The 24,901-nt window shown below is 66.1% G+C and carries 27 protein-coding genes; 15 read left to right on the forward strand and 12 right to left on the reverse strand.

Going from position 1 to position 24,901, the window contains the following annotated elements:
* Window positions 1-2: 2 nt before the first annotated feature.
* Entirely contained in the window at window positions 3-734 is a 732-nt protein-coding gene (locus IPK65_02905; GenBank protein ID MBK8162126.1) for an ABC transporter ATP-binding protein, read from the reverse strand.
* Between the two features lie 213 nt (window positions 735-947).
* On the opposite strand from IPK65_02905, the gene IPK65_02910 reads away from it, so the two are divergent.
* Both IPK65_02910 and IPK65_02915 read left to right on the forward strand, forming a co-directional pair.
* Window positions 948-1,985: a formylglycine-generating enzyme family protein gene (locus IPK65_02910; GenBank protein ID MBK8162127.1), complete on the forward strand. Its 1,038-nt coding sequence runs from the start codon at window positions 948-950 to the stop codon at window positions 1,983-1,985.
* Window positions 1,982-2,896 (forward strand): SUMF1/EgtB/PvdO family nonheme iron enzyme, encoded by a 915-nt coding sequence (locus tag IPK65_02915; protein ID MBK8162128.1) that lies wholly within the window; start codon window positions 1,982-1,984, stop codon window positions 2,894-2,896. Before IPK65_02910 ends, IPK65_02915 begins: the two co-directional genes overlap by 4 nt.
* Before the next feature lie 89 nt (window positions 2,897-2,985).
* Here the strand turns inward: IPK65_02915 and IPK65_02920 are convergent, their stop codons facing one another.
* On the reverse strand, window positions 2,986-3,333 hold the full coding sequence (locus IPK65_02920) for a DUF1820 family protein (protein ID MBK8162129.1): 348 nt from the start codon (window positions 3,331-3,333) through the stop codon (window positions 2,986-2,988).
* Window positions 3,334-3,391: 58 nt separating this feature from the next.
* Window positions 3,392-4,261 (reverse strand): outer membrane lipoprotein-sorting protein, encoded by an 870-nt coding sequence (locus tag IPK65_02925; GenBank protein ID MBK8162130.1) that lies wholly within the window; start codon window positions 4,259-4,261, stop codon window positions 3,392-3,394.
* Window positions 4,262-4,547: 286 nt separating this feature from the next.
* On the opposite strand from IPK65_02925, the gene IPK65_02930 reads away from it, so the two are divergent.
* The gene (locus IPK65_02930; GenBank protein ID MBK8162131.1) at window positions 4,548-5,543 is read left to right on the forward strand and encodes a MotA/TolQ/ExbB proton channel family protein; all 996 of its coding nucleotides are present in this window, start codon (window positions 4,548-4,550) and stop codon (window positions 5,541-5,543) included.
* A 16-nt stretch (window positions 5,544-5,559) separates the two neighbouring features.
* The gene (locus tag IPK65_02935) at window positions 5,560-6,342 is read left to right on the forward strand and encodes a hypothetical protein (GenBank protein MBK8162132.1); all 783 of its coding nucleotides are present in this window, start codon (window positions 5,560-5,562) and stop codon (window positions 6,340-6,342) included.
* 291 nt (window positions 6,343-6,633) lie between these two features.
* On the opposite strand, the gene IPK65_02940 is transcribed toward IPK65_02935, so the two are convergent.
* The 3 genes from IPK65_02940 to IPK65_02950 all read right to left on the reverse strand — a co-directional run bounded on the left by IPK65_02940 (window position 6,634) and on the right by IPK65_02950 (window position 9,327).
* Window positions 6,634-7,524, reverse strand: a complete 891-nt coding sequence (locus IPK65_02940) for a fructosamine kinase family protein (protein ID MBK8162133.1) — start codon at window positions 7,522-7,524, stop codon at window positions 6,634-6,636.
* A 224-nt stretch (window positions 7,525-7,748) separates the two neighbouring features.
* On the reverse strand, window positions 7,749-8,909 hold the full coding sequence (tal, locus tag IPK65_02945) for a transaldolase (GenBank protein ID MBK8162134.1): 1,161 nt from the start codon (window positions 8,907-8,909) through the stop codon (window positions 7,749-7,751).
* Window positions 8,910-8,964: 55 nt separating this feature from the next.
* Complete coding sequence (locus tag IPK65_02950) at window positions 8,965-9,327, reverse strand: CZB domain-containing protein (GenBank protein ID MBK8162135.1); 363 nt, start codon at window positions 9,325-9,327, stop codon at window positions 8,965-8,967.
* A 264-nt stretch (window positions 9,328-9,591) separates the two neighbouring features.
* Between IPK65_02950 and IPK65_02955 the strand changes: the two genes are divergently transcribed.
* Genes IPK65_02955 through IPK65_02975 form a run of 5 tightly spaced genes read left to right on the forward strand, consistent with a single transcriptional unit; the run spans window position 9,592 to window position 13,508 of the window.
* Complete coding sequence (locus IPK65_02955; GenBank protein MBK8162136.1) at window positions 9,592-10,026, forward strand: hypothetical protein; 435 nt, start codon at window positions 9,592-9,594, stop codon at window positions 10,024-10,026.
* A 55-nt stretch (window positions 10,027-10,081) separates the two neighbouring features.
* Window positions 10,082-10,957 (forward strand): hypothetical protein, encoded by an 876-nt coding sequence (locus IPK65_02960; protein ID MBK8162137.1) that lies wholly within the window; start codon window positions 10,082-10,084, stop codon window positions 10,955-10,957.
* Between the two features lie 53 nt (window positions 10,958-11,010).
* Entirely contained in the window at window positions 11,011-11,538 is a 528-nt protein-coding gene (locus IPK65_02965) for a hypothetical protein (GenBank protein ID MBK8162138.1), read from the forward strand.
* A gap of 1 nt (window position 11,539) precedes the next feature.
* A complete protein-coding gene (gene mpl, locus IPK65_02970) occupies window positions 11,540-12,913 on the forward strand; it encodes a UDP-N-acetylmuramate:L-alanyl-gamma-D-glutamyl-meso-diaminopimelate ligase (GenBank protein MBK8162139.1) in 1,374 nt (457 codons plus the stop codon).
* Window positions 12,903-13,508, forward strand: coding sequence for a UbiX family flavin prenyltransferase (locus tag IPK65_02975; GenBank protein MBK8162140.1), 606 nt, complete (start codon window positions 12,903-12,905; stop codon window positions 13,506-13,508). Before mpl ends, IPK65_02975 begins: the two co-directional genes overlap by 11 nt.
* 340 nt (window positions 13,509-13,848) lie before the next feature.
* On the opposite strand, the gene IPK65_02980 is transcribed toward IPK65_02975, so the two are convergent.
* A complete protein-coding gene (locus IPK65_02980) occupies window positions 13,849-15,093 on the reverse strand; it encodes a multifunctional CCA addition/repair protein (GenBank protein ID MBK8162141.1) in 1,245 nt (414 codons plus the stop codon).
* Between the two features lie 140 nt (window positions 15,094-15,233).
* Complete coding sequence (locus IPK65_02985; GenBank protein ID MBK8162142.1) at window positions 15,234-16,211, reverse strand: complex I NDUFA9 subunit family protein; 978 nt, start codon at window positions 16,209-16,211, stop codon at window positions 15,234-15,236.
* 360 nt (window positions 16,212-16,571) lie between these two features.
* Between IPK65_02985 and IPK65_02990 the strand changes: the two genes are divergently transcribed.
* The 3 genes from IPK65_02990 (at window position 16,572) to IPK65_03000 (ending at window position 19,799) form a co-directional block, all read left to right on the forward strand.
* Window positions 16,572-17,936 carry an NAD-dependent succinate-semialdehyde dehydrogenase gene (locus IPK65_02990; GenBank protein MBK8162143.1) on the forward strand — a complete coding sequence of 455 codons (1,365 nt, stop codon included), beginning with the start codon at window positions 16,572-16,574 and terminating at the stop codon, window positions 17,934-17,936.
* Between the two features lie 28 nt (window positions 17,937-17,964).
* Window positions 17,965-18,753, forward strand: a complete 789-nt coding sequence (locus IPK65_02995; protein MBK8162144.1) for a sulfite exporter TauE/SafE family protein — start codon at window positions 17,965-17,967, stop codon at window positions 18,751-18,753.
* Window positions 18,754-18,962: 209 nt separating this feature from the next.
* Window positions 18,963-19,799 carry an FkbM family methyltransferase gene (locus IPK65_03000; protein ID MBK8162145.1) on the forward strand — a complete coding sequence of 279 codons (837 nt, stop codon included), beginning with the start codon at window positions 18,963-18,965 and terminating at the stop codon, window positions 19,797-19,799.
* Window positions 19,800-19,856: 57 nt separating this feature from the next.
* On the opposite strand, the gene IPK65_03005 is transcribed toward IPK65_03000, so the two are convergent.
* Window positions 19,857-20,339, reverse strand: a complete 483-nt coding sequence (locus tag IPK65_03005) for a YajQ family cyclic di-GMP-binding protein (GenBank protein MBK8162146.1) — start codon at window positions 20,337-20,339, stop codon at window positions 19,857-19,859.
* 59 nt (window positions 20,340-20,398) lie between these two features.
* On the opposite strand from IPK65_03005, the gene IPK65_03010 reads away from it, so the two are divergent.
* Window positions 20,399-21,052: a class I SAM-dependent methyltransferase gene (locus tag IPK65_03010; protein MBK8162147.1), complete on the forward strand. Its 654-nt coding sequence runs from the start codon at window positions 20,399-20,401 to the stop codon at window positions 21,050-21,052.
* A gap of 18 nt (window positions 21,053-21,070) precedes the next feature.
* Here IPK65_03010 and IPK65_03015 read toward each other — a convergent pair whose 3' ends face one another.
* From IPK65_03015 to IPK65_03025, 3 genes are all read right to left on the reverse strand, one after another.
* Window positions 21,071-22,606: a fused MFS/spermidine synthase gene (locus tag IPK65_03015; protein ID MBK8162148.1), complete on the reverse strand. Its 1,536-nt coding sequence runs from the start codon at window positions 22,604-22,606 to the stop codon at window positions 21,071-21,073.
* A gap of 84 nt (window positions 22,607-22,690) precedes the next feature.
* Window positions 22,691-22,954: a hypothetical protein gene (locus tag IPK65_03020; protein ID MBK8162149.1), complete on the reverse strand. Its 264-nt coding sequence runs from the start codon at window positions 22,952-22,954 to the stop codon at window positions 22,691-22,693.
* A complete protein-coding gene (locus IPK65_03025) occupies window positions 22,954-23,766 on the reverse strand; it encodes a hypothetical protein (protein ID MBK8162150.1) in 813 nt (270 codons plus the stop codon). Before IPK65_03025 ends, IPK65_03020 begins: the two co-directional genes overlap by 1 nt.
* 296 nt (window positions 23,767-24,062) lie before the next feature.
* On the opposite strand from IPK65_03025, the gene IPK65_03030 reads away from it, so the two are divergent.
* Together IPK65_03030 and IPK65_03035 are read left to right on the forward strand one after the other, a co-directional pair.
* A complete protein-coding gene (locus IPK65_03030; GenBank protein ID MBK8162151.1) occupies window positions 24,063-24,542 on the forward strand; it encodes a TlpA family protein disulfide reductase in 480 nt (159 codons plus the stop codon).
* Window positions 24,543-24,657: 115 nt separating this feature from the next.
* Entirely contained in the window at window positions 24,658-24,885 is a 228-nt protein-coding gene (locus tag IPK65_03035) for a DUF4266 domain-containing protein (protein MBK8162152.1), read from the forward strand.
* Window positions 24,886-24,901: the final 16 nt, after the last annotated feature.

Raw genomic sequence — 24,901 nt, forward strand, 5'->3', positions numbered from 1 at the left:
GGCTACCAGCTGAGCTGCCCCGGAGACATGCGCACGGCGTTGCGCTCCTCGCTGTGGATGCGCCCGTTGCTCAGGTGGATGACGCGGTCGGCCATGCCGGCGATGACCACGTTGTGGGTGATGACGACGGTCGTGGTGCCGATCTCGCGATTGACGCGCTCGATCACCTCCAGCACCTTGATGCCGGTGGCGACATCGAGCGCCCCGGTCGGCTCGTCGCACAGCAGCACCGCCGGCCGCTTCGCCACCGCGCGCGCGATCGCCACCCGCTGCTGCTCGCCGCCCGACATCTGCGCCGGGAAGTGGTTCAGGCGTTCGCCGAGGTCGACCAGGCGCAGCGCCTCCTCGGGCGTCATCGGATCGCGCGCGATATCCGTCACCAGCGCCACGTTCTCGCGCGCGGTCAGGCTGGGGATCAGGTTGTAGAACTGGAACACGAAGCCGACGTGCTCGCGCCGGTACGCGGTCAGCTCGGCGTCGTCGTAACGCGTCAGCTCACGCTCGCCGTACAGCACGCGCCCGCTGCTCGGCGTGTCGAGCCCGCCGAGGATATTGAGCAGGGTCGACTTGCCGCTGCCCGACGGCCCGAGCAGCACGACGAACTCGCCCTGGTAGAGGTCGAGGTCGATGCCGCGCAGGGCGTGCACCTCCACCTCGCCCATGTGATAGACCTTGGTGAGGCCGCGGGCCTGGAAGACGGCGGCGGGAGCGGGGCGCGTTTCTGCGGGATTCATGTCCGGCCCAGAATTCTGTGGTGTGTGTCCGAGTGTAGCATTGGGCCCGGAAATGTCAGGAGTGAGGCGTCAGGTGTTAAGCGTAAAAGAACAAATTCTCTGGACCATGTCTTTTGTTACCCCCTGCCCCTCACTCCTTACTCCTCCTAACGCCTCACGCATCACACCTCACCTCCAGGTATCGCGCAGGTGCATGCTATCATTCTATTATTTATGAACTGTATACCGTCCATCGACCGCATAGTCCCCATGGGCCTGCTGCTCGCCGCCTGCGCGCTCGCGCCCGGCGGCGCAATGGCAGCGGCCGATCTCAGGAGCCTGCACCACAGCCGGGAGATCGAGCAGTGCGGCACCTGCCACACGCAGACCGATTTTTCCGCCCTGGACCTGAAGCGCGGCTGCGCCACCTGTCATGCGAACGGTGAGCGCGGCGGCCCGCTCAAGCCGCTGGCCGGCGAGAAGCCCGCGGAGCCGGCGCTCGCGGATGGCGACGCACTCGGCCTGGCGGGCGAGATGTACAACGAGGGCACGCGGCTCGGCGCCGCGCCCGGCGCGATGGTGCGCATCCCGGCAGGGGACTTCCGGATGGGCAGCAACGACCGCTTGTCCGACGAGGGCCCGCAGCACACCGTGCGCCTCGATGCCTACATGATCGACAGATATGAAGTCACCAATCTGCAGTACCAGGCCTTCATCGAAGCGACCGGTCGGCGCGCGCCGGACGATTTCGAGAACCGCGCCCATCCTCCCGGCAAGGCCGATCACCCGGTCACCTTCGTCACCTGGTTCGACGCGCGCGACTACTGCGCCTGGGCGGGCAAGCGCCTGCCGACCGAGCAGGAGTGGGAAAAGGCGGCGCGCGGCACGGATGCGCGCATCTTCCCCTGGGGCGACGAGTTCGACATCCGCGCCGCCAACACGCCGGTGCGCTGGGCGCGCCTCGGCCAGGAGGGCGACACCACGCCGGTCGGCGCCTTCAAGGCGGGGGCGAGTCCCTACGGCCTCCACGACATGTCCGGCAACGTGTGGGAATGGACCGCCTCCTGGTACCTGCCGCATCCCGGCAACTCTGCGAAATCGGAGAACTTCGGCGAGATCTACAAGGTGCTCAAGGGCGGCTCATGGTGGGACTGCTCGTTCTACAAATGCGGCATCTCCGCGCCCACCTACAACCGCAGCTTCTTCAACGCGCGGGTGAAGAACGCCTCGTTCGGTTTCCGCTGCGCGCAGGACGCGGGCGCAGCGCCATGATCCGGGCCGCGCTGGCTTCCGCGCTGCTCGCACTCGCGGCGACGGCCGCCGGCGCGGGCGAGATGATCGGGATCCCGGCCGGAGATTTCCTGTTCGGCAGCGATGCGGTCGATGCCGGCGCCGACAGCCGCGAGTTCGGCCTCAACAAGCCGCTCCATCTCGACGAGCACCCGCAGCGGAAGCTCCGTCTCGACGCCTTCCTGATCGACCACTTCGAGGTCACCAATGCCGACTACCGCGAATTCGTCGTCGCCGAGAACTACTGGCTGCCCGATCCGTGGCAGGACAACGGCTTCCTGCTCGCGCGCCCGATCCTTGAGGTCGCCGACCTGCCCACCCTGCGCCGTCTCGCGGTGGAGACCTTCCGCCTGGATCGGGATACGCGCGAGATGGACAGGAATGCGCTGCTGGACGCGATCGAGGCCAGACGGCGCGAACTCGAGGCGCTGCCGGTGAGCGGGGTGAACTGGAACGACGCGCAGCGTTATTGCGCCTGGGCCGGCAAACGCCTGCCGACCGAGCGCGAATGGGAAAAGGCCGCGCGCGGCACCGACGGGCGCGAATTCCCCTGGGGCAACGAGTGGTCCATCGAGCGCGTCAATGCCGGCCGCGGCGAGGAGTTCGGCGTCATGGCGGTCGGATCCCTGCCCGCGGGCCGCTCGCCCTACGGCGTCGAGGACATGGCCGGCAACGTGATGGAATGGGTCGCCGACTGGTACCAGCCCTATCCCGGCAGCGACTACGTCTCGAAGGATTACGGCGAGCGCTTCAAGGTCGTGCGCGGCGGCGGCTGGGGCGGCGTCGGACACTACGTCATCAGCCACTTCTACCGCGCCGCGTACCGATTCTACCTCGCCCCCGACTCGCGCTTCGACGACCTCGGTTTCCGCTGCGCCGGCGACAAGCAATAAGGCGGGCGTCCGCTCAAGATGGAAGGCAGGGGACAGATTTATAAATCTGTCCCCGGGCGCGGTCCCCGGGCGCGCTGTCCCGGCCGGGGCTACTCCTTCGGGGCGTCGGGAGTCCGGCCCGGGGTGTAGATGGGGGTGGGAAAACGCGCGACGTTGCCGCCCTTCTCGCCGCCGCTGATCTTCGCGGTGCCCTGCTTGTCGACCTCGTCGATGCGGATCACGGCGTGTAGCGGGATGTAGCTGCGCCGGACACCCTCGAACTCCGCCTTGAGCCGCTCCTCCGTCGGGTCGACCACCACGGCGGACTTCTCGCCGAACACGATCTCCGCAATCTCGACGAAACCGTACATGCCGCCCTGGTGCACCTGCCGGGCATAGATCTCGTAGACCTTGCCCTCGTTGTGAAACACGATCTTGTACAGATGTTTTGTCTTCATTGTCCGGCCATACGCTGTCGCTCTCTGCGCAGTCTACACCGTTACCGGTGCCGCGCCCTCAACGGATATGGGTGGACACCCGGTGCGCGAAGGAGTCGCCGCCCTGGTCCAGCGCGCGCTTGGCGAACATATCGTCCGGGAGGCCGAGATTGACGTGGATGTCGGTCTGCTCCAGCACCGTCCTGTTGCCGTTGACCCGGTTCACGGCCTCGACCCGGTCCCACACCCAGGCGTCGCCGATCCGGGACCACTCGAAACTCAGGGTCTTGACGTGGTTCAGGTCACGGTTGTAGCAATCGACGCGCAGCGGCAGATGACCGTCCTTCGCGATCCAGTAGACGAACTTCCCGTACGGGCTGCTGCCCGCGGCCAGCGGTACGGACTCGACGGTATAGACCGCCCGTCCGCCCAGGGTGTCGCTGCCGAGCAGGGTATGGCGGTCCAGTCCCGGGGCCCGCGGGACCAGTTCCTCCATGTCGAGCTCGGAAACGGAGAACTCGTCCCCTTCGGTGCGCCGGTCCGTCGCGGAGTAATCGCGCGGTTTGCGCGTCAGCTTGCGCGTCAGCCTGAGCTCGGGCAGGTACAGCCACTGGTCGGCATTCCGGTCCTGTTCGGCCCGGTAGAACCAGCCGAGGTAGGCGATATCCTTCTTGTCGGGCGGAAATTCGTTGAACATGATGACCTTCGACTCCACCCCGGCCGCGGCCGGAAAGCGCTTGTAGGCCATCACCAGGGCGAGGGCGCCGGTCTTGCCGCCGTCGTACTCGAAGCTGAACCGCAGGCGGGAAAAGGCGTCATCACCGCCATACACCTCGTAGACGCGCTGCATGATCCGGTCGGCGACGTCCTCTTCGGCGGCCGCGGCGGTGAATACGGCCAGCAGGCAGGCTCCGAGCGCGATGCGCCTGGTGAAGGTCTTCACGCTCATTCTCACGCGCCTCCGTAGTGCGCCCCTGGACGGGACGGGATCATCGACGGTCGCCGCCGCATCGCGCGGCTGCGTCCACAGCCCGGGGGCGGGGCGTCCCGCATCCGGCGCGGCCGGCCGCGGCGGCTATTCCTGACAATCCCCGTCTGAGGGTAAACTCTATTACAATTCATCATGTATTTCACCCGAGACGCGATCCGCCCGGCCCGGTGACGGGACAGCCCGCGTACGGTCCGCGCATCCGGCCGCCGGCACATGCACGTTGCGGCAGCATGAAGGTATTCCAATGAACCAGAAACCGTTTCGTACACTGCTGCTGTGGATCATCTGGGCCGCCACCGCCGTCATCACCTATTTTTCCCTGTACCGCGGCGGCGAGGTCTGGGCCTTCGTCCAGACCGACCAGAGTCGCGTGACCTGGCTGATCCTCGGCCTCTTCGTGTTCGGCCTCATCTGCAGCTTCGCGCTCACCATACTGGTCACGCTGGAGGCGCTGGTGGCCAACCGCGTGGACGAGAGCGTCGCCGGCAAGGGCCTGAAGGCGATCGACAGACTGCCGCGCCGGCGCAGCGTGAGCCGGTTCTACACGGCGCTCAAGACGACCACCGAGGCCAGCAACGGCAACGTGGACATCGAGGCGCTGCTCACCAGCGAACTCTCGATCTACCAGCGCATCAGCCATTCGACCGACGTCATCGGCAATCTGCTCATCACGCTCGGCCTGATCGGCACCGTGGTCGGCCTCACCCTGGTGCTCACCGGGCTCACCGGCTCGCTGGAGGCGCTCGGCCACGACTCCGAAATGATGCTGAGCGGCCTGCGCACGGCCATGGCAGGCATGGGGACCGCCTTCTACACCACCCTGCTCGGGGCGGTGCTCGGCGGCGTGCTGCTGCGCGTGTTCGCCCAGATCACCGAACACGGCATCAACAGCGTGTACGATGCCGTGATGCGGACCTGCCTGGTGCACTGCGCCGCAGACCTGCAGCCCACGATGCAGCGCGACCTGCGCCATCTCGACACCCAGATCGAGGCGCTCGGGCTGCGCATCAAGGTGCTGCAGCACGCGTTCGACGAATCGCGCGAGACAATGGCCCGGTTTCGCGAGGAGGCCACCCGCCTGCGCGACCTGTCGCAGGAGGAGAACAAGATCCTGCTCGACAACATACGCCTGCACAAGCACAGCATCGAGATGATGCGCGGCGAGGTCAAGGCGATGCGGAACATCAACAAGCCCTGGTGGGTGCGCCTGCGCGACGCCTTCTGGGAACAGAAGCCCTAGGGCCGGAGCCCGTGTCATGAAGGATAGACGCAAGGCCAGCTTCACGAACATCCACGAGAGCTTCTCGGACATGGCCCTGCTCATGCTGGCCACCTTCATCTTCCTGTTTGTGCTGATCCTGATCACCTCGCGACTGGCGGAGGAATACGAGACGCCCCAGCTCAAGCAGCAGGTCGACGAGATGCGCAGGGAGCTGCAGCGCAGCGCTGCGGACAAGGACCGGCTTCTGCGCGAGCTGGACGACATGGCCGGCATGAGCACCGAGGCGCAGATGCAGCGGGCACTCGAGGTCGCCCAGCTCGCCACCGGCCAGGGCCGCAAGGATTTCGAGATCTTCATCGCGGGGCTGCGCAACCTGCCCGGCGACGACCTGCACCTGGTGGTCGACGCCACCGGATCGATGCACGGCCTGTCGTCATTCCTGATCCCCATCCTGCGCGTGATCGTGATCCGCTCCGGCAAACATCTGGACGCGATCACCTGGTTCTCGGACGAGAACGCCGGGACCTATACCGGCTCGATGGGCGAGATGTTCGACCAGCTGGTGCAGGGCGCGCCGTTCATCGGCGCCAACGAGACCATCGGCGACGCCTTCCGCAAGGCCGCCATGAACGCCAAGGCCCCGGGCGCCTACCTGCTGCTCGGCGACGAGCCCTCGGACGACCGCATCTACTATCTCGACATCCCGAGCCCGGTGTTCACCCTGCCGATCGGCCGCTCCAACCCCACCACCCTGTGGGAATACCAGACCCTGGCGGACAAGACCGGCGGCAAGATGCTGCAGCTCAACTTCAAATAAAACCCGGGACCAAGGACTGAGGACTAGGGACTGGGTAAAAGTCAAAAGCAGCAAGGATTTTGCGGAGTAGTAGCCGAGTGAGGATTGAATAATCCGTCATGCCCGCGCAGGCGGGCATCCAGGCCCTTGAATTCTCGGATTACCGCTTTCGCTGGATGACAACCAGATCATCATCCGGAATTTCTCCAGATGTTTTATCTCAAAGCGATGCCCGCATTCTCCGATTCACAGGGACTGCGAGAATCAGGGGGCTCAGTTTTTACTTAGTCCTCAGTCCTGAGCCCTGTCTTTTCAGTTCACCTCCCCCAACAGCATGTCGATCATGGATTCCGCCTGCGCGCGATAACCGCCGCCGAACAGGTTGAGGTGATTGAGCACGTGGTAGAGGTTGTAAAGTGTCTTGCGCAGCCCATAGCCCGCGTCGAGCGGCCAGGCCTCGCGGTAGGCGTGATAGAACGCAGCGGGGAACCCGCCGAACAGCTCTGTCATCGCGATATCGGCCTCGCGGTCGCCGTAATACACCGCCGGGTCGAATATCACGGGCTCGCCGCCGCGCGTGAACGCCGCATTGCCGGACCAGAGATCGCCGTGCAGCAGCGACGCTTGAGGCGCATGGCCCGCCAGCAGCGCCGGCAGCGCCGCCAGCAGGTGTTCACCGCGTTGCTGGAGGCGGCCGCGGTGTCCGTTGGCGGCGGCGAGTTCGAGCTGATGGCCCAGGCGCCGTTCGCGCCAGAATCGCACCCAGTCCGCGTCGGGCCGGTTGGGCTGCGGGGTGGAGCCGATGGTGTTGTCGCGCCGCCAGCCGAAATCGGGCCGCGTGACGCGATGCTGCGCCGCGAGCCGGCGTCCCAGCTCCTCGTGGCCCGCGGCAGCGCCCCGCCCCAGCTCCAGGAATTCCAGCACCAGAAAGGCCGCGCCCGGGGTCACCCCAAGACACACCGGCGCCGGCACGCGCACGGCATTCGCCGCGCGCAGTTCCTCCAGGCCGGCGAACTCGGCGGCAAACATCGGCGCGCGATCAGGTTCGTTCAGCTTGACGAAATACGACTGCGCGCCGCTGCTGACGCGCCACGCGGCATTGATGCAGCCGCCGCTGACGCTATCCTGGGTACGGATACTGAAGGCCCGGCCTGCGGCCTCGCTGATCGCCTGCGCGACCGCGTTCGACAGTTCCTGGTCCATGAGCAGACCCGCACCCTCCGGAAAATCGGGCAATGGTACGGGGACGGATTTAAATCCGTCCCCTGGCAGAGAAAAATGGGGACAGATTTATTTTTTGACGAACTTTTCCCTTCGTAAACCGGGCGTTTCCAAAAAATAAATCTGTCCCCCGATATCCGTCCCCGATATCCACAAAAAGAAAAAGGTCCCCGGCGTTTGGCGCCGGGGACCTTCATGATACGGAATCAGCCCTTGCGTGTCCCGCCGCTGGCGCGCGCGGGCGACATGCCGGCCACCTTGTGGGCGATGGCGTCCAGCAGGGTGTGGAAGGACTGTGCGAACTTCTTCACGCCGTCCGCCTCGAGGTCGCGCGTGATCGCGGCCAGGTCGATGCCGTGAGCGGCCACGTCCCTGAGGGCGGCCTGCGCCTCGGCCAGATCCTGGGTCAGCGTCGCCTGCGGAGCGCCATGGTCGCGGTAGGCGAGATAGGTGGCGGGCGGCACGGTATTCACCGTCTCCGGGCCGATCAGTTCCTCGACGTACATCACGTCGCTGTAGTCCGGGTTCTTGGTGCCGGTGCTGCCCCACAGCAGGCGCTGGGCGTGCGCCCCGGCATTCGCCAGCGCCTTGAAGCGGGCCGAGGCGAACACCTCGCGGTAGGCCTGGTACGCCATCTTGGCATTGGCAATGGCCGCCTTTCCGCGCAGCGCGAGGATGCGCGCGCGCTCCGCCTCGGGCGCTGCGGCCGCCTTCTGTTCCAGCAGCTTGTCGACCTGATTGTCGACTCGGCTGATGAAGAAGCTGGCGACGGAGGCGACCTGATCCAGCTTGTGGCCGCCGTTCCGGCGCGCCTCCAGCCCTTTGATATAGGCCTCGGCGACCGCGCGATAGCGCTCGACCGAGAACAGCAGGGTGACGTTGACGTTGATGCCGTCGGCGATCAGCTGCTCGACGGCCGGCAGGCCCGCCAGGGTCGCCGGCACCTTGATCATCAGGTTCGGCCGGTCCACGCGGCGATGCAGGGCGCGCGCCTCCGCGATGGTGCCCGCGGTATCGTGCGCCAGGTCGGGCGAGACCTCGAGGCTCACCATGCCGTCGCGATGGCCGCTCGACTCGTAGACCGGCAGCAGGATGTCCGCCGCCGCCTGGATGTCTTCCACCGCCAGCGTGTAGAACAGCTCCTGGTGGGACTGCCCGGGATAGCGCGCGACCAGCGTCTGCATCGCGCGGTCATAGTCCGGACTGCCGTTGATGGCCTGCTCGAAGATGGTCGGATTGGAGGTGATGCCGCAGATGCCGTCCTCGCGGATCATGCGCTCCAGTTCGCCGGATTCCAGCAGGTTGCGGTGGATATTGTCGAGCCAGATGCTCTGTCCCAGTGTCTTCAAGCGCAGTAATGGATTCATGTGTCGGTTTCTCCCGGCTCCGGCGCGCGCGGCGCGCCCGTTATGTAGTACTATTTTAAACCTTTTTCCATTCCATCATGGCGGACGTCAGCCTGGCCGAGACGTCCGTGAATTCGCCTCCGAGTGAAAGCAACCGGTCGGCCTCGGCCCGGTTGCCGGCGAGCGCCTGTTCCGCCACGCGGGCGGCGCATTTATGGAACTCGGCGTGCAGGTCCTTCACCGTCCGGTAATGATTCGAGGTCTTGTCCTGGGCGCTGATGCCCGCGCCGTGCAGCCATTTGCCGAAGGCGCATTGATTGTCCTGGCGGATCGTGTCCACCGAGATATCGGTCTTGCCGGTATCGATGGTCTGCTTGAGGCGGGTCTTCCACATGCCATGGGCGCCGATGGCCTTGGCAAGTTCGTCTTTATTGATCATGCCGCATATCCTCCTGACTCTTATTTATTATTCTCGGCCGGATATAGCGCGCCGGCTTTCGATAACCACGGACTTGTTAACGGCATTCCCGTGGAAATCATTGAACCCCGGACGGGCCGTTCTACGTCTGCAGACGGGTGGCGCAGCAGCATGGCATCATCAGATCTGATGTGAAATCCGCAGCTTATGCGAGACAGGTCACGGCCGGCGCGGTCGGAGGAGGCTATCCTGTCACGCACTGATCACCCGGCCTTCGGTACGGCGATGCGATTTGGCACCACCCTGATTCCAGCCTCCCTGTTCTGCCTCGTCGCGATCCTGGCGCAGCCGGCGCAGGCGGGCCCTTTGGGCGCCACCCTCGCGCCGGTGGCGGAAGCCCCGGGAACGGCAGTCTGCATCGACCCCTGGCGCAAGACCCGGCCCTGCCGCCCCGCCGCCTCCCTCCTCAGCACCGCCGCCCATCGCACCGACCAGACGAACCGCTGGCTGCTGAGCCTGTGGTCCACCGCCGGGGAGGTCGCCGCCGGTCCCCGGTTGATCCTGTCCGGCAAGCGCGTCTCCTGCAGCGCCGCGTCCGGCACCACCCCCCTGGTCAGGCTCGACTTCACGCGCTTCCAGCTCAATATGGATATCGACATGGACGCAGATGAAGAACGCCTCGACACCGTCCGCCTCGCCTACCGCAGCTGCTGGCGCTGACGCGGCGCCGCGGAACCCGCAAATAGGCTTAAGTCTTGGTGCCGGCCACGGTATCATGTCCGGTGTGACGGACATCGATACGACAGACCAGTACCCGCCCGTAAACGAGCCGGCGGAGATCCGGCGCGACAATCCGGTCCCCGTACCGCCTTTCTGGGGCAACCGGTGCATTGATCGCATCCCGCTGCGGGCGGTGGTGCCCTACATCAACCGCAAGACCCTGTACAAATTCCAGTGGGGCTACAAGGCCGCCGGGCGCTCGGAAGACGAATACCAGACCTTCGCGCGCGCGGAGATCGATCCGATCCTGAACCGCCTGCTGGAGCGCAGCGAGAAGGAAGACATCCTGCGGCCGCAGGCGGTGTACGGCTACTTCCCCTGCAACGCCGACGGCAACGACCTGGTCGTTTATGAAGACCCCGCGGGCACGACCGAACGCTGCCGCTTCACCTTCCCGCGCCAGTCCAAGGGCCGCCACCTCTGCCTCGCCGACTTTTACCGCCCGCACGGCTCCGGCGAGATCGACGTGGTCGGCTTCCAGCTCGTCACCGTCGGGCAGCACGCCTCCGACTTCGCGCGCGAGCTGTTCAAGGCGGACCAGTACCAGGAATACCTCTACTGGCACGGCATGAACGTCGAGTCGACCGAAGGCCTGGCGGAGTACGTGCACAAGCGCATCCGCGCCGAGCTCGGCTTCAGCCGCGAGGAGGCGCGCTCCATGCACGAGGTGCTCAAGCAGGGCTACCGCGGCTCCCGCTATTCCTTCGGCTATCCCGCCTGCCCCAATCTCGCCGACCAGGACAAGATCCTCGCGCTGCTCGACGCCGCCCGCATCGGTGTGGTGCTCGGCGACGAGGATCAGCTGTGGCCGGAGGAGAGCACCAGCGCGATCGTCGCGCACCATCCGCAGGCCAAGTATTTCACCATGTAGCCGCCGCCGTGCGTACCGCCCGCACGAGCACGTACCACACGCGAGGAGAACGAATGGGTAGACTGCTGCAGCGCTTCTTCGACATCTGCCTGCTGCGCGCGGGCCCGCAGGATCTGCCGGCCGCCCGTTTTCTGCTCTGGCTGAGCGGGCTGGCCTATTTCGCCGTCGGCATGGCCATGTCGGTGCAGAATCTCGACGTCCCGCGCGCGATCCTGCTGGTGGTGCTCGACGTCGCGCTGCTCGCGGCCCTGCTGTTCGCCCTGCTGTGGAGCCGCGCCCTGCTCGAGCGCTATCGCCAGACCCTGACCGCGCTGCTCGGCACCGGCGCGATCCTCCAGGCGGCGGTCATGCCTATCCTCTCCTGGCAGCAGGCCGGGCTCGCGGACGAGACCATCAGCCCCGCGCTGATGCTCGCCTCGCTCCTGCTGTGGGTCTGGCTGCTGTGGGATCTGATGGTGATCGGCCACATCCTGCGCCATACCCTGGCGACGCGCCTGCAGATCGGCGTGCTGCTTGGCCTGGCCTACCTGTTCATTTCCTACAGCGTGACCCGAATCCTGTTCTTTCCGGAGACCAACTGAGATGCGCGTGCATATCCTGGGAATCTGCGGCACCTTCATGGGCGGCATCGCCCTGCTGGCGCGCGAGATGGGACTCGAGGTCGACGGCTCCGACCTCAACGTCTACCCGCCGATGAGCACCCAGCTCGCCGACAGCGGCATACGTCTCTTCGAGGGTTACAAGCCGGAGCACCTCGAACCGGCGCCGGACCTGGTGGTGATCGGCAATGCGCTGTCGCGCGGCAATCCCGCGGTGGAACATGTGCTCAACCGCGGTCTCGACTACATGTCCGGGCCGGAATTCCTCACCCGCCACGTGCTGAAGGACCGCTGGGTGCTGGCGGTGGCCGGCACGCACGGCAAGACCACGACTTCCAGCATGCTGGCGTGGATCCTCGAATACGCGAAGCTGAAGCCGGGCTTCCTGATCGGCGGCGCGCCGCTCAACTTCACCGGCTCCGCCCGCCTCGGCGATGCACCGTTCTTCGTGGTCGAGGCCGACGAATACGACTCCGCGTTTTTCGACAAGCGCTCGAAGTTCGTGCACTACCGTCCGCGCACGCTGGTGATGAACAACCTCGAATTCGACCACGCCGACATCTTTCCCGACCTCGCGGCGATCCGGCGCCAGTTCCATCACCTGGTGCGCACCGTGCCCGGTTCGGGCCTGATCATCTCGCCCGCCGGCGACCCCGAACTCGACGCCGTGCTCGGCATGGGCTGCTGGACACCGACCGAGCACTTCCGTACCGACGGCGAGCACGACGCGACCCACTGGTGGGCGCGGCCGCTCGACGCCGCCGGCAGTCAATTCACCGTGATGCACGGCGCGCGCGAGGCCGGCACGGTGCGCTGGGCGCTGAACGGACGGCACAACATCAGCAACGCGCTCGCCGCCATCATCGCCGCGCGCCACGCCGGCGTGCCGCCGGCGGAGGCGATCGCGGCGCTGGGCGAGTTCCGCAACGTCCGGCGCCGGCTGGAGAAGCGCGGTGCGGTCGGCGGCATCGCCGTCTACGACGACTTCGCCCACCACCCGACCGCGATCGCCACCACGCTGGAGGGCTTTCGCCACAGCATCGGGCATGGCCGCGTCGTCGCCGTGCTGGAGCTGCGCTCGAACACCATGAAGATGGGCGTGCACAAGGAACTGCTGGCGCCGGCGCTCGCACAGGCCGACGAGGTCGTCCTCTACCAGCCGCCCGACCTCGGCTGGTCGCTGCAGGAGGTGGCCGACGCGGTCGGGCCGCGCTGTCGCGTGATCGATCGGGTACAATCGATCATCGATCATCTGAAGGCGAACAGCCGCAGCGGCGACCACATCCTGATCATGAGCAACGGCGGATTCGAGAACATACACAAGCGACTGCTCGAGGCGCTGGGCCATGGGCGCTAAGACCGTCGCGCTCGCGATGACCGGCGCCTCCGGCGCCCCCTACGGCCTGCGCCTGCTGGAATGCCTGCTGCAGTCCGGCGTGCGCGTGCCGCTGATGCTGTCGCCGCCGGGCCAGGTGGTGATCGCGATGGAGACCGACCTCAGGCTGCCCGGCACGCCGCGTGAGATCGAACGCACGCTGTCCGAACACTTCGGCGCCGCGCCCGGCCAGTTGCAGGTCTACGGCAAGGACCAGTGGACGGCGCCGCTCGCCAGCGGCTCGGGCGCGCCGGACGCGATGGTGGTGTGCCCGTGCACCAGCGGCACGCTGGCCGCGATCGCGACGGGAAACAGCGATAACCTGCTTGAACGCGCCGCCGACGTCGTCATCAAGGAGCAGCGCAAGCTGATCCTCGTGCACCGCGAGATGCCGGTGTCGGCTATCCACCTCGAGCACATGCTGAAACTCGCGCGCCTCGGCGTCGTCATCATGCCGGCGAACCCGGGCTTCTATCACCGCCCGCAGAAGATCGAAGACCTTGTGGATTTTGTCGTCGCGCGGATTCTCGACCACCTCGGTGTCGAGCACCGGCTCGTGCCGCGGTGGGGGGAGTAAAAAACAGGACTGAGGACTCAGGACTGAGTAGAACCAGTCTCAAATTTGATATGCATGCAATGAAACATCAAGTCGTCATTCCCGCGCAGGCGGGAATCCAGTGTTATTGCTTTTCGACAGATTAAAATCAATGGGTCCCCGCTTTCGCGGGGACGACACCTGCTTTTTTCACTCATAACCGATTTTGAGACAGGTTCTGGAAAAACCTGACTCCACTCTTGCGGCATCACCAGGCGGTGACGGATCATCGCCCCGGATGGGGACAGATTTTAAAATCTGTCCCCTGTCCACAATTGGTTCTGTTATTTTTGATTTTGACTCAGTCCTTAGTCCTAAGTCCTTAGTCCTTCTTTTCCAAACCCGGCCGGATCAAAGCCAGCGCTTCGACCCGCCTCCGTGCCAGTTCATCACCCAGCGCCTTGCCGCTGAAACCTTCCGCGGGCAGCGCCGATGCATCCACCGCCTGCGCTGTCTGCAAGGCGCGGCGCAGATAGATCCCCTGCGTGAACACGCTGTCCTCGTAGCCGGTGCGGCCACGCGAGTCGGCCTCGCATGCCTGCAGGAACAGCTCGAAGCGGTCCGGGCGGCGGAAGGCGTCGGTCGACTCCAGCAGGTGCAGCACTGTTTCCGGCCGCAGCTCCCCGGCGCGATGGACCTGGCCGTGATAACGCGCGACCAGCACGGCGAGGTCGCGGTAATCGTTGGGGATACGGTAACGCCGGCACAACTCCTCGACCAGCGTCACGCTGCGCTCCTCGTGGGCGATGTGGCGCGGCCACTGTTCGGGCGGCGTCGTACCCTTGCCGAGGTCGTGCACCAGCGCGGCGAAGCGCACGCGCATGTCGGCGGTCAGCCGCGCGGCGCTCTCCAGCACCATCATGGTATGCACGCCGGTGTCGATCTCGGGATGATGCTGCGGCGGCTGCGGTACACCCCACAGGCGCTCGATCTCGGGGAACAGCCGTGCGAGCGCGCCGCAGGCGCGCAGCACCTCGAAGAACGCCGACGGCCGCACCTCGCCGAGCGCGCGCAGGAGTTCCTGCCACACGCGCTCCGGCACCAGCGCGTCCACTTCGCCGGCGTCGGCCATGCGCCGCATCAATGCATTGGTCTCCGGCGCGACGGCGAAGCCGAGCGGCGCGAAGCGGGCGGCGAAACGCGCCACGCGCAGGATGCGTACCGGATCCTCGGCGAAGGCCTCCGACACGTGGCGCAGCACACGGTCATGCAGATCCCGCCGCCCGCCGAAGGGATCGATCAGGATGCCGTCCTCGGTCTCCGCCATCGCATTGATGGTGAGGTCGCGCCGAAGCAGGTCCTCCTCCAGCGTGACCTCGGGCGAGGCCTGCACTTCGAACCCCTTGTAGCCCGCCGCCACCTTGCGCTCGGTGCGCGCCAGGGCGTACTCCTCATGGGTCTCGGGATGCAGGAAGACGGGGAAATCCTGGCCTACGGGGCGGAAGCCGCGCGCGCGCATCGAATCGACGTCCGCCGGTGTCGCGCCGACCACCACCCAGTCGCGGTCCTGCACCGGGAGACCGAGCAGTCTGTCGCGCACCGCGCCGCCGACGATGTAGGCCTTCATCGGGCCTCCCTTGATCCGGATAAATCGGAGAACGGCATGACGGGCCCGGCCTGTGCTGTCGTTGATGCCACAGGTTACTGGATTCCCGCCTGCGCGGGAATGACAGCGAATGATTTGCCCGGCTCTCTATATATAGAGGCTCAGTAATTGTGGCGCGCGCGCTGGCGTATGTCATCCAGCCGCCCGCGCTGGTCGCGGTGGCGCAGGTACAGCGGCACCAGCGCCTCCACCGACGCCGGAGTGATGCCGAACAGCGCGGGAAAACCGCCCGCGCATACCGCATCGACCTGCAGCGAGAGGTAGTTGTCATGGGTGAAGGCCCGGCCCGGCAGGTGCCCCAGCACGGCGGCCTGCAGGCGCGACAGGCCGGGACTGAGCCCGATTACGCTGCGCCGGAGTCCGAGGACCCGCGCGGTGAGCTCCACCAGTTCCTTGAGCGTGTAGGCGTGCGGGCCGCACAGATCGTAACGGTGGCCGATCGTGCGCGGCTCTTCCAGCGCGACGAGCATGGCCTGCGCGACGTCGCCGACGAATACCGGCGCGAAGCGCGCCTGCGGGCAGGCGAGCGGAAACACCGGCATCGGCATCCTGAGCAGGCAGGCAAAGCGGTTGAAGAAATGGTCATCGGGCCCGAAGATCACCGACGGGCGGAAGCTGGTCACCTGCAGGTCGTCCGCCTTGTGCACCAGGTCTTCGCCCTCGCCCTTGGACTTGAGATACCGGCTCGGTCCGCGCGCGGCGTCGGCGTTGAGCGCGCTCATGTGCAGCAGGCGCCGCACGCCCGACTCGGAGCACAGCTTGACCAGGTTGCGCGGCAGTGTGACGTGCACATCCTGGAACCTGCCGGCCTTCCGCTCGTTGAGGATGGCGACCAGGTTCACCGCCGCCGCGCAGCCCCGCAACAGAGCGCGCAGCGCGGCCGGGTCGTGCACGTCGGCCTGGACCAGCTCGACGCCCGGCAGCACGCGCAGTGCCTTGTGGCGGTCGGCGCGACGCGTCGGGATGCGCACGCGATAGCCGTGGGCGGACAACAGGGCGGCGAGATGGCCGCCGACGAAACCGGTGCCGCCCAGCAGACAGACGAGCGGCTTGATCGCCGGCTCAATTTTCAAAGGCATGCGAAATCTCCGATTAGTAACACGCGCGGCGGCGAGGTTGCCGTGCCTCGCGATCGGGCGGCCTGTGATGCTGGATTGCTCCCGCATTGCCCGGACCCGCGGCACGCCAGCCGATTTTACGCGAGTCCGGCGCGCTTTGTCAGTCGCGCCCTGCAGCGCGGGTCGGCGCTGTGCTATTAAGCCTTAAATATTTGCCTGACACCCCTGTAGCCCGGATGATGCACAGCGAAATCCGGGAATGCTGATTTCATCTCCCCGGATTCCGGCGCCCTGCGCCTCCATCCGGGCTACGAACTACAGTGCGGGTCGGCGCTGTGCTACTCTGAATCAGTCCAGCCAGGACGGACACGTGAGGCAGTCATGGCGTTCATATCGATCAATCCGGCCGACGGCGCCACGCTGAAGGTGATCGAACCCTGGACCGGCGCCCAGATCGACCGCGCCCTCGACGGAGCGGCCGCCGCGGCCGCGCTGTGGTCGGACATGCCGCTCGCGCGGCGCTGCGAGCTGCTGCGCACGCTCGCCTGGGTCCTGCGCGAACGGCGCGAGCCACTCGCCCGCCTGATCACCCGCGAAATGGGCAAGCTGATCGGCGAGGCGCGCGCCGAGGTCGAGAAATGCGCCCTCGGCTGCGAATACTACGCCGATCATGCGGCGGCCTTCCTCGCCGACGAACCCGCCGCCAGCGACGCCGGGCGCAGCTTCGTGGCGTACCAGCCGCTCGGGACCGTGCTCGCCGTCATGCCGTGGAACTTCCCGTTCTGGCAGGTGTTCCGCTTCGCCGCGCCGGCGCTCGCCGCGGGCAACACCGCCCTGCTCAAGCATGCGTCCAACGTCCCCCAGTGCGCGCTCGCGATCGAGGAGCTGTTCCAGGACGCCGGCATCCTGCCCGGCGTGTTCACCACGCTGATGATCGAGTCCGGTCAGGTCGAGGCCGTGATCGCCGACCCGCGCGTGCACGCGGTGACCCTGACCGGCAGCGAGGCGGCGGGACGCCAGGTGGGTGCCGCCGCCGGCCGCGCCCTCAAGAAGAGCGTGCTCGAACTCGGCGGCTCGGACGCCTTCATCGTGCTCGCCGACGCGGACCTCGAGCTCGCCGCGATGACCGCCGTGACCGCGCGCTTCCAGAACGCGGGGCAGAGCTGCATCGCCGCCAAGCGCTTCATCGTCGACGACGCCGTCGCCGACGAGTTCGTCGAGCGCTTCCGCATCGGCGTGGAGGCGCTGCGCGCGGGCGATCCGCTCGACCCCGCCACCACGCTGGCGCCGCTCGCGCGCCCGGACCTGCGCGACGAGCTGCACCGCCAGGTCGAGGCGAGCCGCGCGCTCGGCGCCGTCGCGGTGACCGGTTGCGAGCCGATCCCCGGCCCGGGCGCGTACTACCACGCCTCGATACTCGACCGCGTCACGCCCGGCATGCCGGCCGCCGCCGAGGAGCTGTTCGGTCCGGTCGCCGCGGTGCTGCGCGTGCGCGACGAGGAAGAGGCCGTGGCGCTCGCCAACGCCTCGCGCTTCGGCCTCGGCGGCAGCGTCTGGACGCGCAACGCCGCGCGCGGCGAACATGTCGCGCGTCGGCTCGAGTGCGGCTGCGCGTTCGTCAACGGCATGGTCAAGAGCGATCCGCGCCTGCCCTTCGGCGGCGTGAAGGATTCCGGCTACGGCCGCGAGCTGTCGCGCCTCGGCATGCTCGAATTCGTCAACGCCAAGAGCGTCTGGATCCGCTGAGCGCGGCGATCGCGGCGCGCCTGTGGAAATACTTCCGCCCGATCTGATCTCCTATCTCCTGCTGGGCGCCGGGGCCGGCTTTTGCGCGGGCCTGTTCGGCATCGGCGGCGGCCTGATCATCGTCCCGGCGCTGGCGTTCATGCTGGAGGCGCAGTCGGGCAGCGCGCTGATGCACACTGCGGTCGGCACCTCGCTCGCGACCATCATCCCGACCGCGCTCTCCTCGATCCGGGCGCACCACCGCCACGGCGCGATCTCCTGGCCGCTGGCGGGACGCCTCGCCCCCGGCATCGTCCTCGGCACCGCCGCCGGCGCGGCCTTCGCCGACCAGGTCAGCGGCGAAACCCTGCGCATCGTCTTCGCCGCGTTCATGCTGGCGATCTCCCTGTACATGGCCTCCGGCATCATGCCGGCGGGTCGGCGCGCGCTGCCCGGCGCGGCGGGCATGGGCGCGGCGGGCTTTACGATCGGCGCCGTCTCCGCGCTGATCGGCATCGGCGGCGGCACGCTCACCACGCCGTTTCTCGCCTGGTGCCGCGTCGAGCTGCGCCGCGCGATCGCCACCTCCGCCGCCTGCGGCCTGCCCATCGCGCTGACCGGCACGGCCGCCTACCTGATCGCCGGACTCGACGCGACCGGCCTCCCGGCCGGCAGCAGCGGCTATATCCACTGGCCCGCGGCGATCGCGATCGCCGCGGCGAGCATCTTCACCGCGCCGCTCGGGGCGCGCCTCACGCACAGCCTCCCGGTCGCGCGGCTGCGCCGCCTGTTCGCCCTCCTGCTGGTCCTGGTGGCCGTGCGCCTGCTGTTCCCGTGAATCCGGGGGCGATCCGGCCGCCCCGACGCAGCGCGGAAAATCTCCAGCCCGGCAAGGGGCTTGCGGCATGATGCCGCGCCGGTGCGCGGGCGGCCCGAAATTCAGCCTTGAGCGCCGTTCCGGTTCCGTGGTCAAATACCCGCAGGCCGCGATTACCAGAACAATACCGATCGGTCAGCGGCGGCCGCAATCGTGCAAGCAGGCAACCCATGTTCAAATTCTCCCTGTCCGAGCTGATCCAGCCGGAAACCAGGATCACGATCCTCGACGTCGGCGCCAGCCTGACGGAGAAGCCGCCCTACGCGCACCTCATCGAATCCGGGCTGGTGCGCGTGATCGGCTTCGAGCCCAACGAGGAGCAGTGCGAAAAGCTGCGGAATTCCTACGGCAAACCGCACGAGTTCTTCCCCTACTTCATCGGTGACGGGAATCCCGCGGTGTTCTGGGAGACGAACTGGTTCGCGACCGGCTCCCTGTTCAAGCCGAACAAACCCATGCTGGAAAAATTCCAGAATCTCTACGAGCTCGTCACGCCGGTCGCGCAGCACAACATCCAGACGAAACGGCTGGACGACATCCCCGAGATCGACGACGTGGATTACATCAAGATCGACGTCCAGGGCGCCGAGCTGATGGTGTTCAAGGGCGGGGAGAAGCTGCTGGAAAAGGTCCTGTTCATCCACAGCGAGGCCGAATTCCACCAGCTGTACGAGGATCAGCCCCTGTTCGCCGACCTGGATATCTACCTGCGCGGCAGGAATTTCATGTTCGGCAAGTTCGTGGGTTTCGGAACCCGCTGCATCAAGCCGACGCTGGTCAATTCGAACCCCAACCTGGGCACCCACATCCTGTGGTGCGACGCGCTGTACCTGAAGAACTGGCTCGACCCCTCGGTCTTCTCCAACGACAAGCTGATCAAGTACGCGATCATCGGGCACGACATGTACGACTACGCCGATCTGTCCTATTACCTGCTGAAGCACCTCGACGAGCGGAAGGGCACGAACTACGCGCGGGACTACTATCAGATGCTGACGAAACCCTGAGCCTGCGCGTACCTCCGCCGGCGTGCGATAAGGCCAGCCCCGCGTCTCTCCCCGGCTTCAGTCCCTGAAGTTCTTGAACTGCAGCGGCAGCTCCAGCTTCGACTTGCGCAGCAGCGCGATCGCATCCTGCAGGTCGTCCCGCTTCTTGCCGGTCACGCGCACGCTGTCGCCCTGGATCGCGGCCTGCACCTTGAGCTTGCTGTCCTTGATCAGCCTGACGATCTCCTTCGCGAGCGGGGCCTCGAGACCCTCGCGCACGGTGACGCGCTGGCGCGCCTCGCGCCCGAAGATCTCCGGCTCGTCGGTCTTCAGGCAGGAGATGTCGATGCTGCGGCGGGTCAGCTTGTCCTGCAGGATATCCAGCATCTGCTTGAGCTGGAAATCGGACTGCGAGTGCAGCGTGACCACCTGCCCCTCCTGTTCATACTTGGAGCCGCTGCCCTTAAAATCGAAGCGGTTGCCGACCTCGCGGTTGGCCTGGTCGAGCGCATTGGCGAGCTCGTGCTTGTCCACCTCGGAGACGACGTCGAACGACGGCATAACGATTACCTCCGTGATCATTGACTGACATGACGACCGGCACAGGAATCCTGGCGGACATGCACGACCCCGGGACCGGCGGCGTGTGTCCGCTGTGCGGCACGCCCGGCGCGGTGCTGCATCACAGTGACGCTGCGCGCGCGTACCTGCGCTGCGCCGTGTGCGCGCTGATCCATGTGCCTGCGCGCCATCATCTGCCAGCCGACCAGGAAAAGCAACGCTATGATTATCATCAGAACGATGCGCAGGATGCCGGTTACCGCCGCTTCCTCGCGCAATTGTTCGAGCCGCTCGCGCCGCGCCTGCCGGCGGGCGCGGCGGGACTCGACTACGGCTGCGGGCCGGGCCCGGTGCTGGCGCGGATGTTCGGGGACGCCGGGTTCTCCATGCGCGTGTACGACCCGTACTACGCCCCGGACACCGGCGCGCTGCAGCGGGAATACGATTTCCTGACCTGCACCGAGGCGGCCGAGCACTTCGCGTATCCCGGCGCGGAATGGCAGCGCATCTGCGCGCTGGTCCGGCCCGACGGCTGGATCGGCGTGATGACCAGCCTTCACGACGATGCGCCCAGCTTCGCGGACTGGTACTACAAGAACGACCCGACGCACGTGTGTTTCTACGCGCGGCAGACCTTCGAATGGCTGGCGCACAGGCATCGGCTGACGCCGCAGCTTGTGTCCGGAGCGGTGATCCTGTTGCAGCGGCAGTAACGGGAGCGGGCGTCCCGATCAGGGTGACAGCAGATCGGACCCGAACCATTCAACCTGCAGGCCGCGATAATGCTCGGCCTTGCGCACCTGCAGATGCTCCAGCGGATTGAGGTTATCCGTCAGCGGCACGCCCCCGGATGCGTCCACCTCGATGAGCCGGTTCTTCAGCCACGCCGCCTGCCCGCGATCGAGCGCGGGTGAATCGAGGTCGAGGGGGTGGAACGAGGCGAGGAAGATGAAGTCGTTCAGGTCCCTCCCGGGCTCGGAAACAAAGACCTGGCGATGCGCGAACACCTGCGCGAGCGTGCGCGCGACGGATGCGAGCGCGGCATCGTGTCCCTTGTCCGTCAGCGCCACGAAATTGAGGGCGAGGATGGCGCGATCCGACATCAGCGCACGCAGCTGCGACAGCGCCTCGACCGTCAGCAGGTGCGCCGGCTCCGCTCCGCCGGTGAAGCAATCGAGGATGACCAGGTCGTAGGGACCTGTTAACTGACGGATCTCGTAGCGCGCGTCCCCGACCCGGGCATCGCCCGTGGGAGTAAAGCCGAAGTATTCAACGGCGGCCTCCGCGACCACCGGATCGATCTCCAGGGTATCGGTCACGATCCCGTAGCGGTCGCGCAGCGTCATCGCCATATGGCCCGCGCCCTGGCCCACGAGCAGTGCACGACTGATCCCGGGCACCAGGGCCGGAATCAGCTTCGCGATCTCCTGGTAGGTGAGCTGGTTGACGCCGTCGGAGATCCGGGCCGCGCCGATCGCCGAGGCGTCGGACATCAGCAGGCGCAGGTCGCGGGCCGGCTCGTCGACCACCCGCACCCAGCCGTAGAGACTCTCGCGCTCGAAGCGGACCTGGAACCTCTCGCCGCCGGTGTAGACATGGCCCGCACCGATGACCTGCGGCAGCATCGCCATGCCGGCCACGACCAGCAGCACGCACGGCAGTATCGCGTGGCTCCGGCCCATTCGCCTTTGTTCATAGACAGACAGGGTCACCGCCAGCAGGAACAATACGATGCTGAGACCGATCAGCACTTCACGCGAGCCCACCAGCGGAAACAGGAAGAAACCCAGCATCAGGGTGCCCACCACGCTCCCCAGCGTGCTCACGGCATAGATCGAACCCGCGCTGCTGCCGACGCGATCCAATTGGGTGGTCGCGAGCTTGATGGCAAAGGGTCCCACGACGCCGAGCAGGGTCAGGCTCGGCGTAAACAGGATCAGCGCGCTGACGAAGGCGCCGGCGCGCAGGCCGAGCGGATCGGTCGCCAGCAGCACCGGGCGGACCATCCACGGGATCGCGAGCGTCAGCAGTGCGGCGAGCGCAATGACCAGGGAAAGACCCGTGCGCTTCGCGCGGTCGGCCCACCAGCCGCCGACGAAATAGCCCACGGCGAGCGCGATCAGCGCGACCGAGATCAGTGAGGACCAGACATACAGGCTCGCGCCGTAGAACGGGGCGATCAGCCGCGTCCCCAGCAGCTCGATCACCATCACCGCGGCGCCTGTCGTGAAAACAGTCAGATAGAGTCCGGCGCGTTCCATCTTCATAGACAAGCCCCCTCAAAAAGGAATCCGCCCGCGCCCCGGACGGGACACGGGCGGATATCGTTCCGGATCAGGCCGACTCCGCAATCAGGCGGGTGGCATATCCTCGTCGCCCGGGGTTTCCGGGGCGCTGGCATCGCCGGGCGGCATATCCGCATCCGTCAGAGCGGCGGCCGCCGTTATCGTGCTGTCGGGCGGCAGCAGGTCGACGCCGAGGATGGTCTCCTCCGCTGATGCCGTGGGATCAGGATCCGGCGTCTCATCTGAATCGCTGTCACCGCCACAGCCTGCCAGCAGCGCCAGGCATACGAATGCCACACCGGACAATGCAGTCAGTTTGTGTGCGCGCATCAGTATTTCACCCAGATCGTGTCGGACTCGGTCAGCGTGGTGCCGGTATCCGTGCCCAGATTGCTGTAGGTGAGGTCTTCAGTCACCAGTTCATCGATCTTGTCCGAGGTGGTGGCGTTGGGGCTGTAGCCCTTCTTCCCTACCCAGACGATCGCGGCGTCGCCGAAATAGGCCTTCAGCCGGGCGGCGATCGGGGCGGTGGCGAAATCACCGACAGTGGAGGCATCCAGCGTGTACTGGTTGAATCCCTTGCGCTTCTCCGGGAAAGCAATGATCGTGGGCGAACCCGAACCCCAGTCCAGCACAATATCACCGCTGCTAACACCATCGTTGCAGGTCTGCACCGCCGGGAACTGGTATTTCTTGATGGCGAAATCGTCGGCGGAGGCAACGGCCGGCATCCTCATGCGGATGCTCACCTTGTAGAGCTGGTCGTCGGCAGCAGCAATGCCCGCAACCTTGTTCCAGGTGAACGTGATCGAACCGTCGCCATTCGCGGTGCGCGACACATCTCCGAATTCCCCGGCGTTGCTCGGGCGAACCGAGCCGGCCCCGGTGGCGGTGACAATGGCCGCGGGCACCGTGATCTCGAGCCTGGTGGTATCCATGGCCGGATCGACAGCCGGAACAGCTTCGTCGTTGCAGCCGTGCGGAACCAGGAACTGGATGTCGCTGGTGCCGTTGGCGACGCCGAAGGTGGTCTGTCCGCTGGCGGAAAGGGGCAGGGTGTTGTTGAAAATACCCACGTGGGCCATGGCGCTGCCGGCGCCCAGCAGGCCGGTTACGAGTACTGCATATGCCGATTTTTTCATTACCGATTCTCCCATTAAATATAGGTATAAACAGCCGCCGCGCCTCGGTCCGGCGCCAGCCGCACAAGGACGGATCTACATCGCCGAAAGAATGTATTCGATCTTCCACGCGATGAACATGCGGCAAAATGCCGCACCCTCACCATCGATGAGTGAGGCTACAATTGGCGGTCTGTGTGAATGCAAACGAAGCCGCAGCAATTCATCGGGTTGCCGCACCGGCGAGGCCATATACAGTGATCACGATCCGCAGATGCGACGCCAGGCGTGCGCTGAACTCCGCGCTGTGCGCCGCCATGCTCGCACTGGGCGCCAGCCCGTTCATTTACGCAGACGAGATACGGCCCGTCCCGCCGTGCAATCTGAAACAGATGGACTCCGACGAGTCCTTCAATCTGCACCGGTATCACGGCAAGGTCGTGTACGTCGATTTCTGGGCCTCGTGGTGCGGTCCCTGCGTGAAGTCATTTCCATTTCTGAACACGCTCGATCGCGACCTCAAGGGACAGGGGCTGGAAGTGCTGGGCATCAACCTGGATGAGAACCTGGAGGATGCGTCCGCCTTTCTCGCCAGGCACCCGGCCGGATTCAGCATCGCCATCGATCCCGACAAGAGCTGTCCCAGGGACTTCGGCGTGCAGGGCATGCCGACATCGTATCTCGTCGATCGCCAGGGGAGGATCCGGTTCGTGCATCTCGGATTCCGGCCGGGAGAGGCCGGCCAGCTCAGATCGAAGATCGAGCAATTACTGAATGAACCAGCCACGGAACTTTGAAGGCAGGCTGATCGATCTGTCATTCCGGGCCAAGCGCAGCGAAGTCCCGGAATCCCGCTTGCGCGGGAGTGACATCAAGGCAATCCGAGATTTCTGAATATACCCAGGCGGGAAAATGAGCAGACAGACGATGATCCGGTATTCGCTATCGACGCTCGCTTTCGTGCTGATGCTGTCGGGCTGTGCCTCCGTCGAGCCCTGGGAACGGGGCACCCTGGCCAGGCCGCAGATGGCATCGGACCCGCATCCGCTGCAAAGCTCGCTGAGCACGCATGTGTATAACAGCCGCGAGGCGGCATCAGGCGGCAATTCCGCCGGCGGCGGCGGTTGTGGCTGTTATTAGGCAACCGGGCGCGGCC

This window comes from Gammaproteobacteria bacterium (genome assembly GCA_016712635.1).
In the GTDB taxonomy this organism is placed as follows: Bacteria; Pseudomonadota; Gammaproteobacteria; order SZUA-140; family SZUA-140; genus JADJWH01.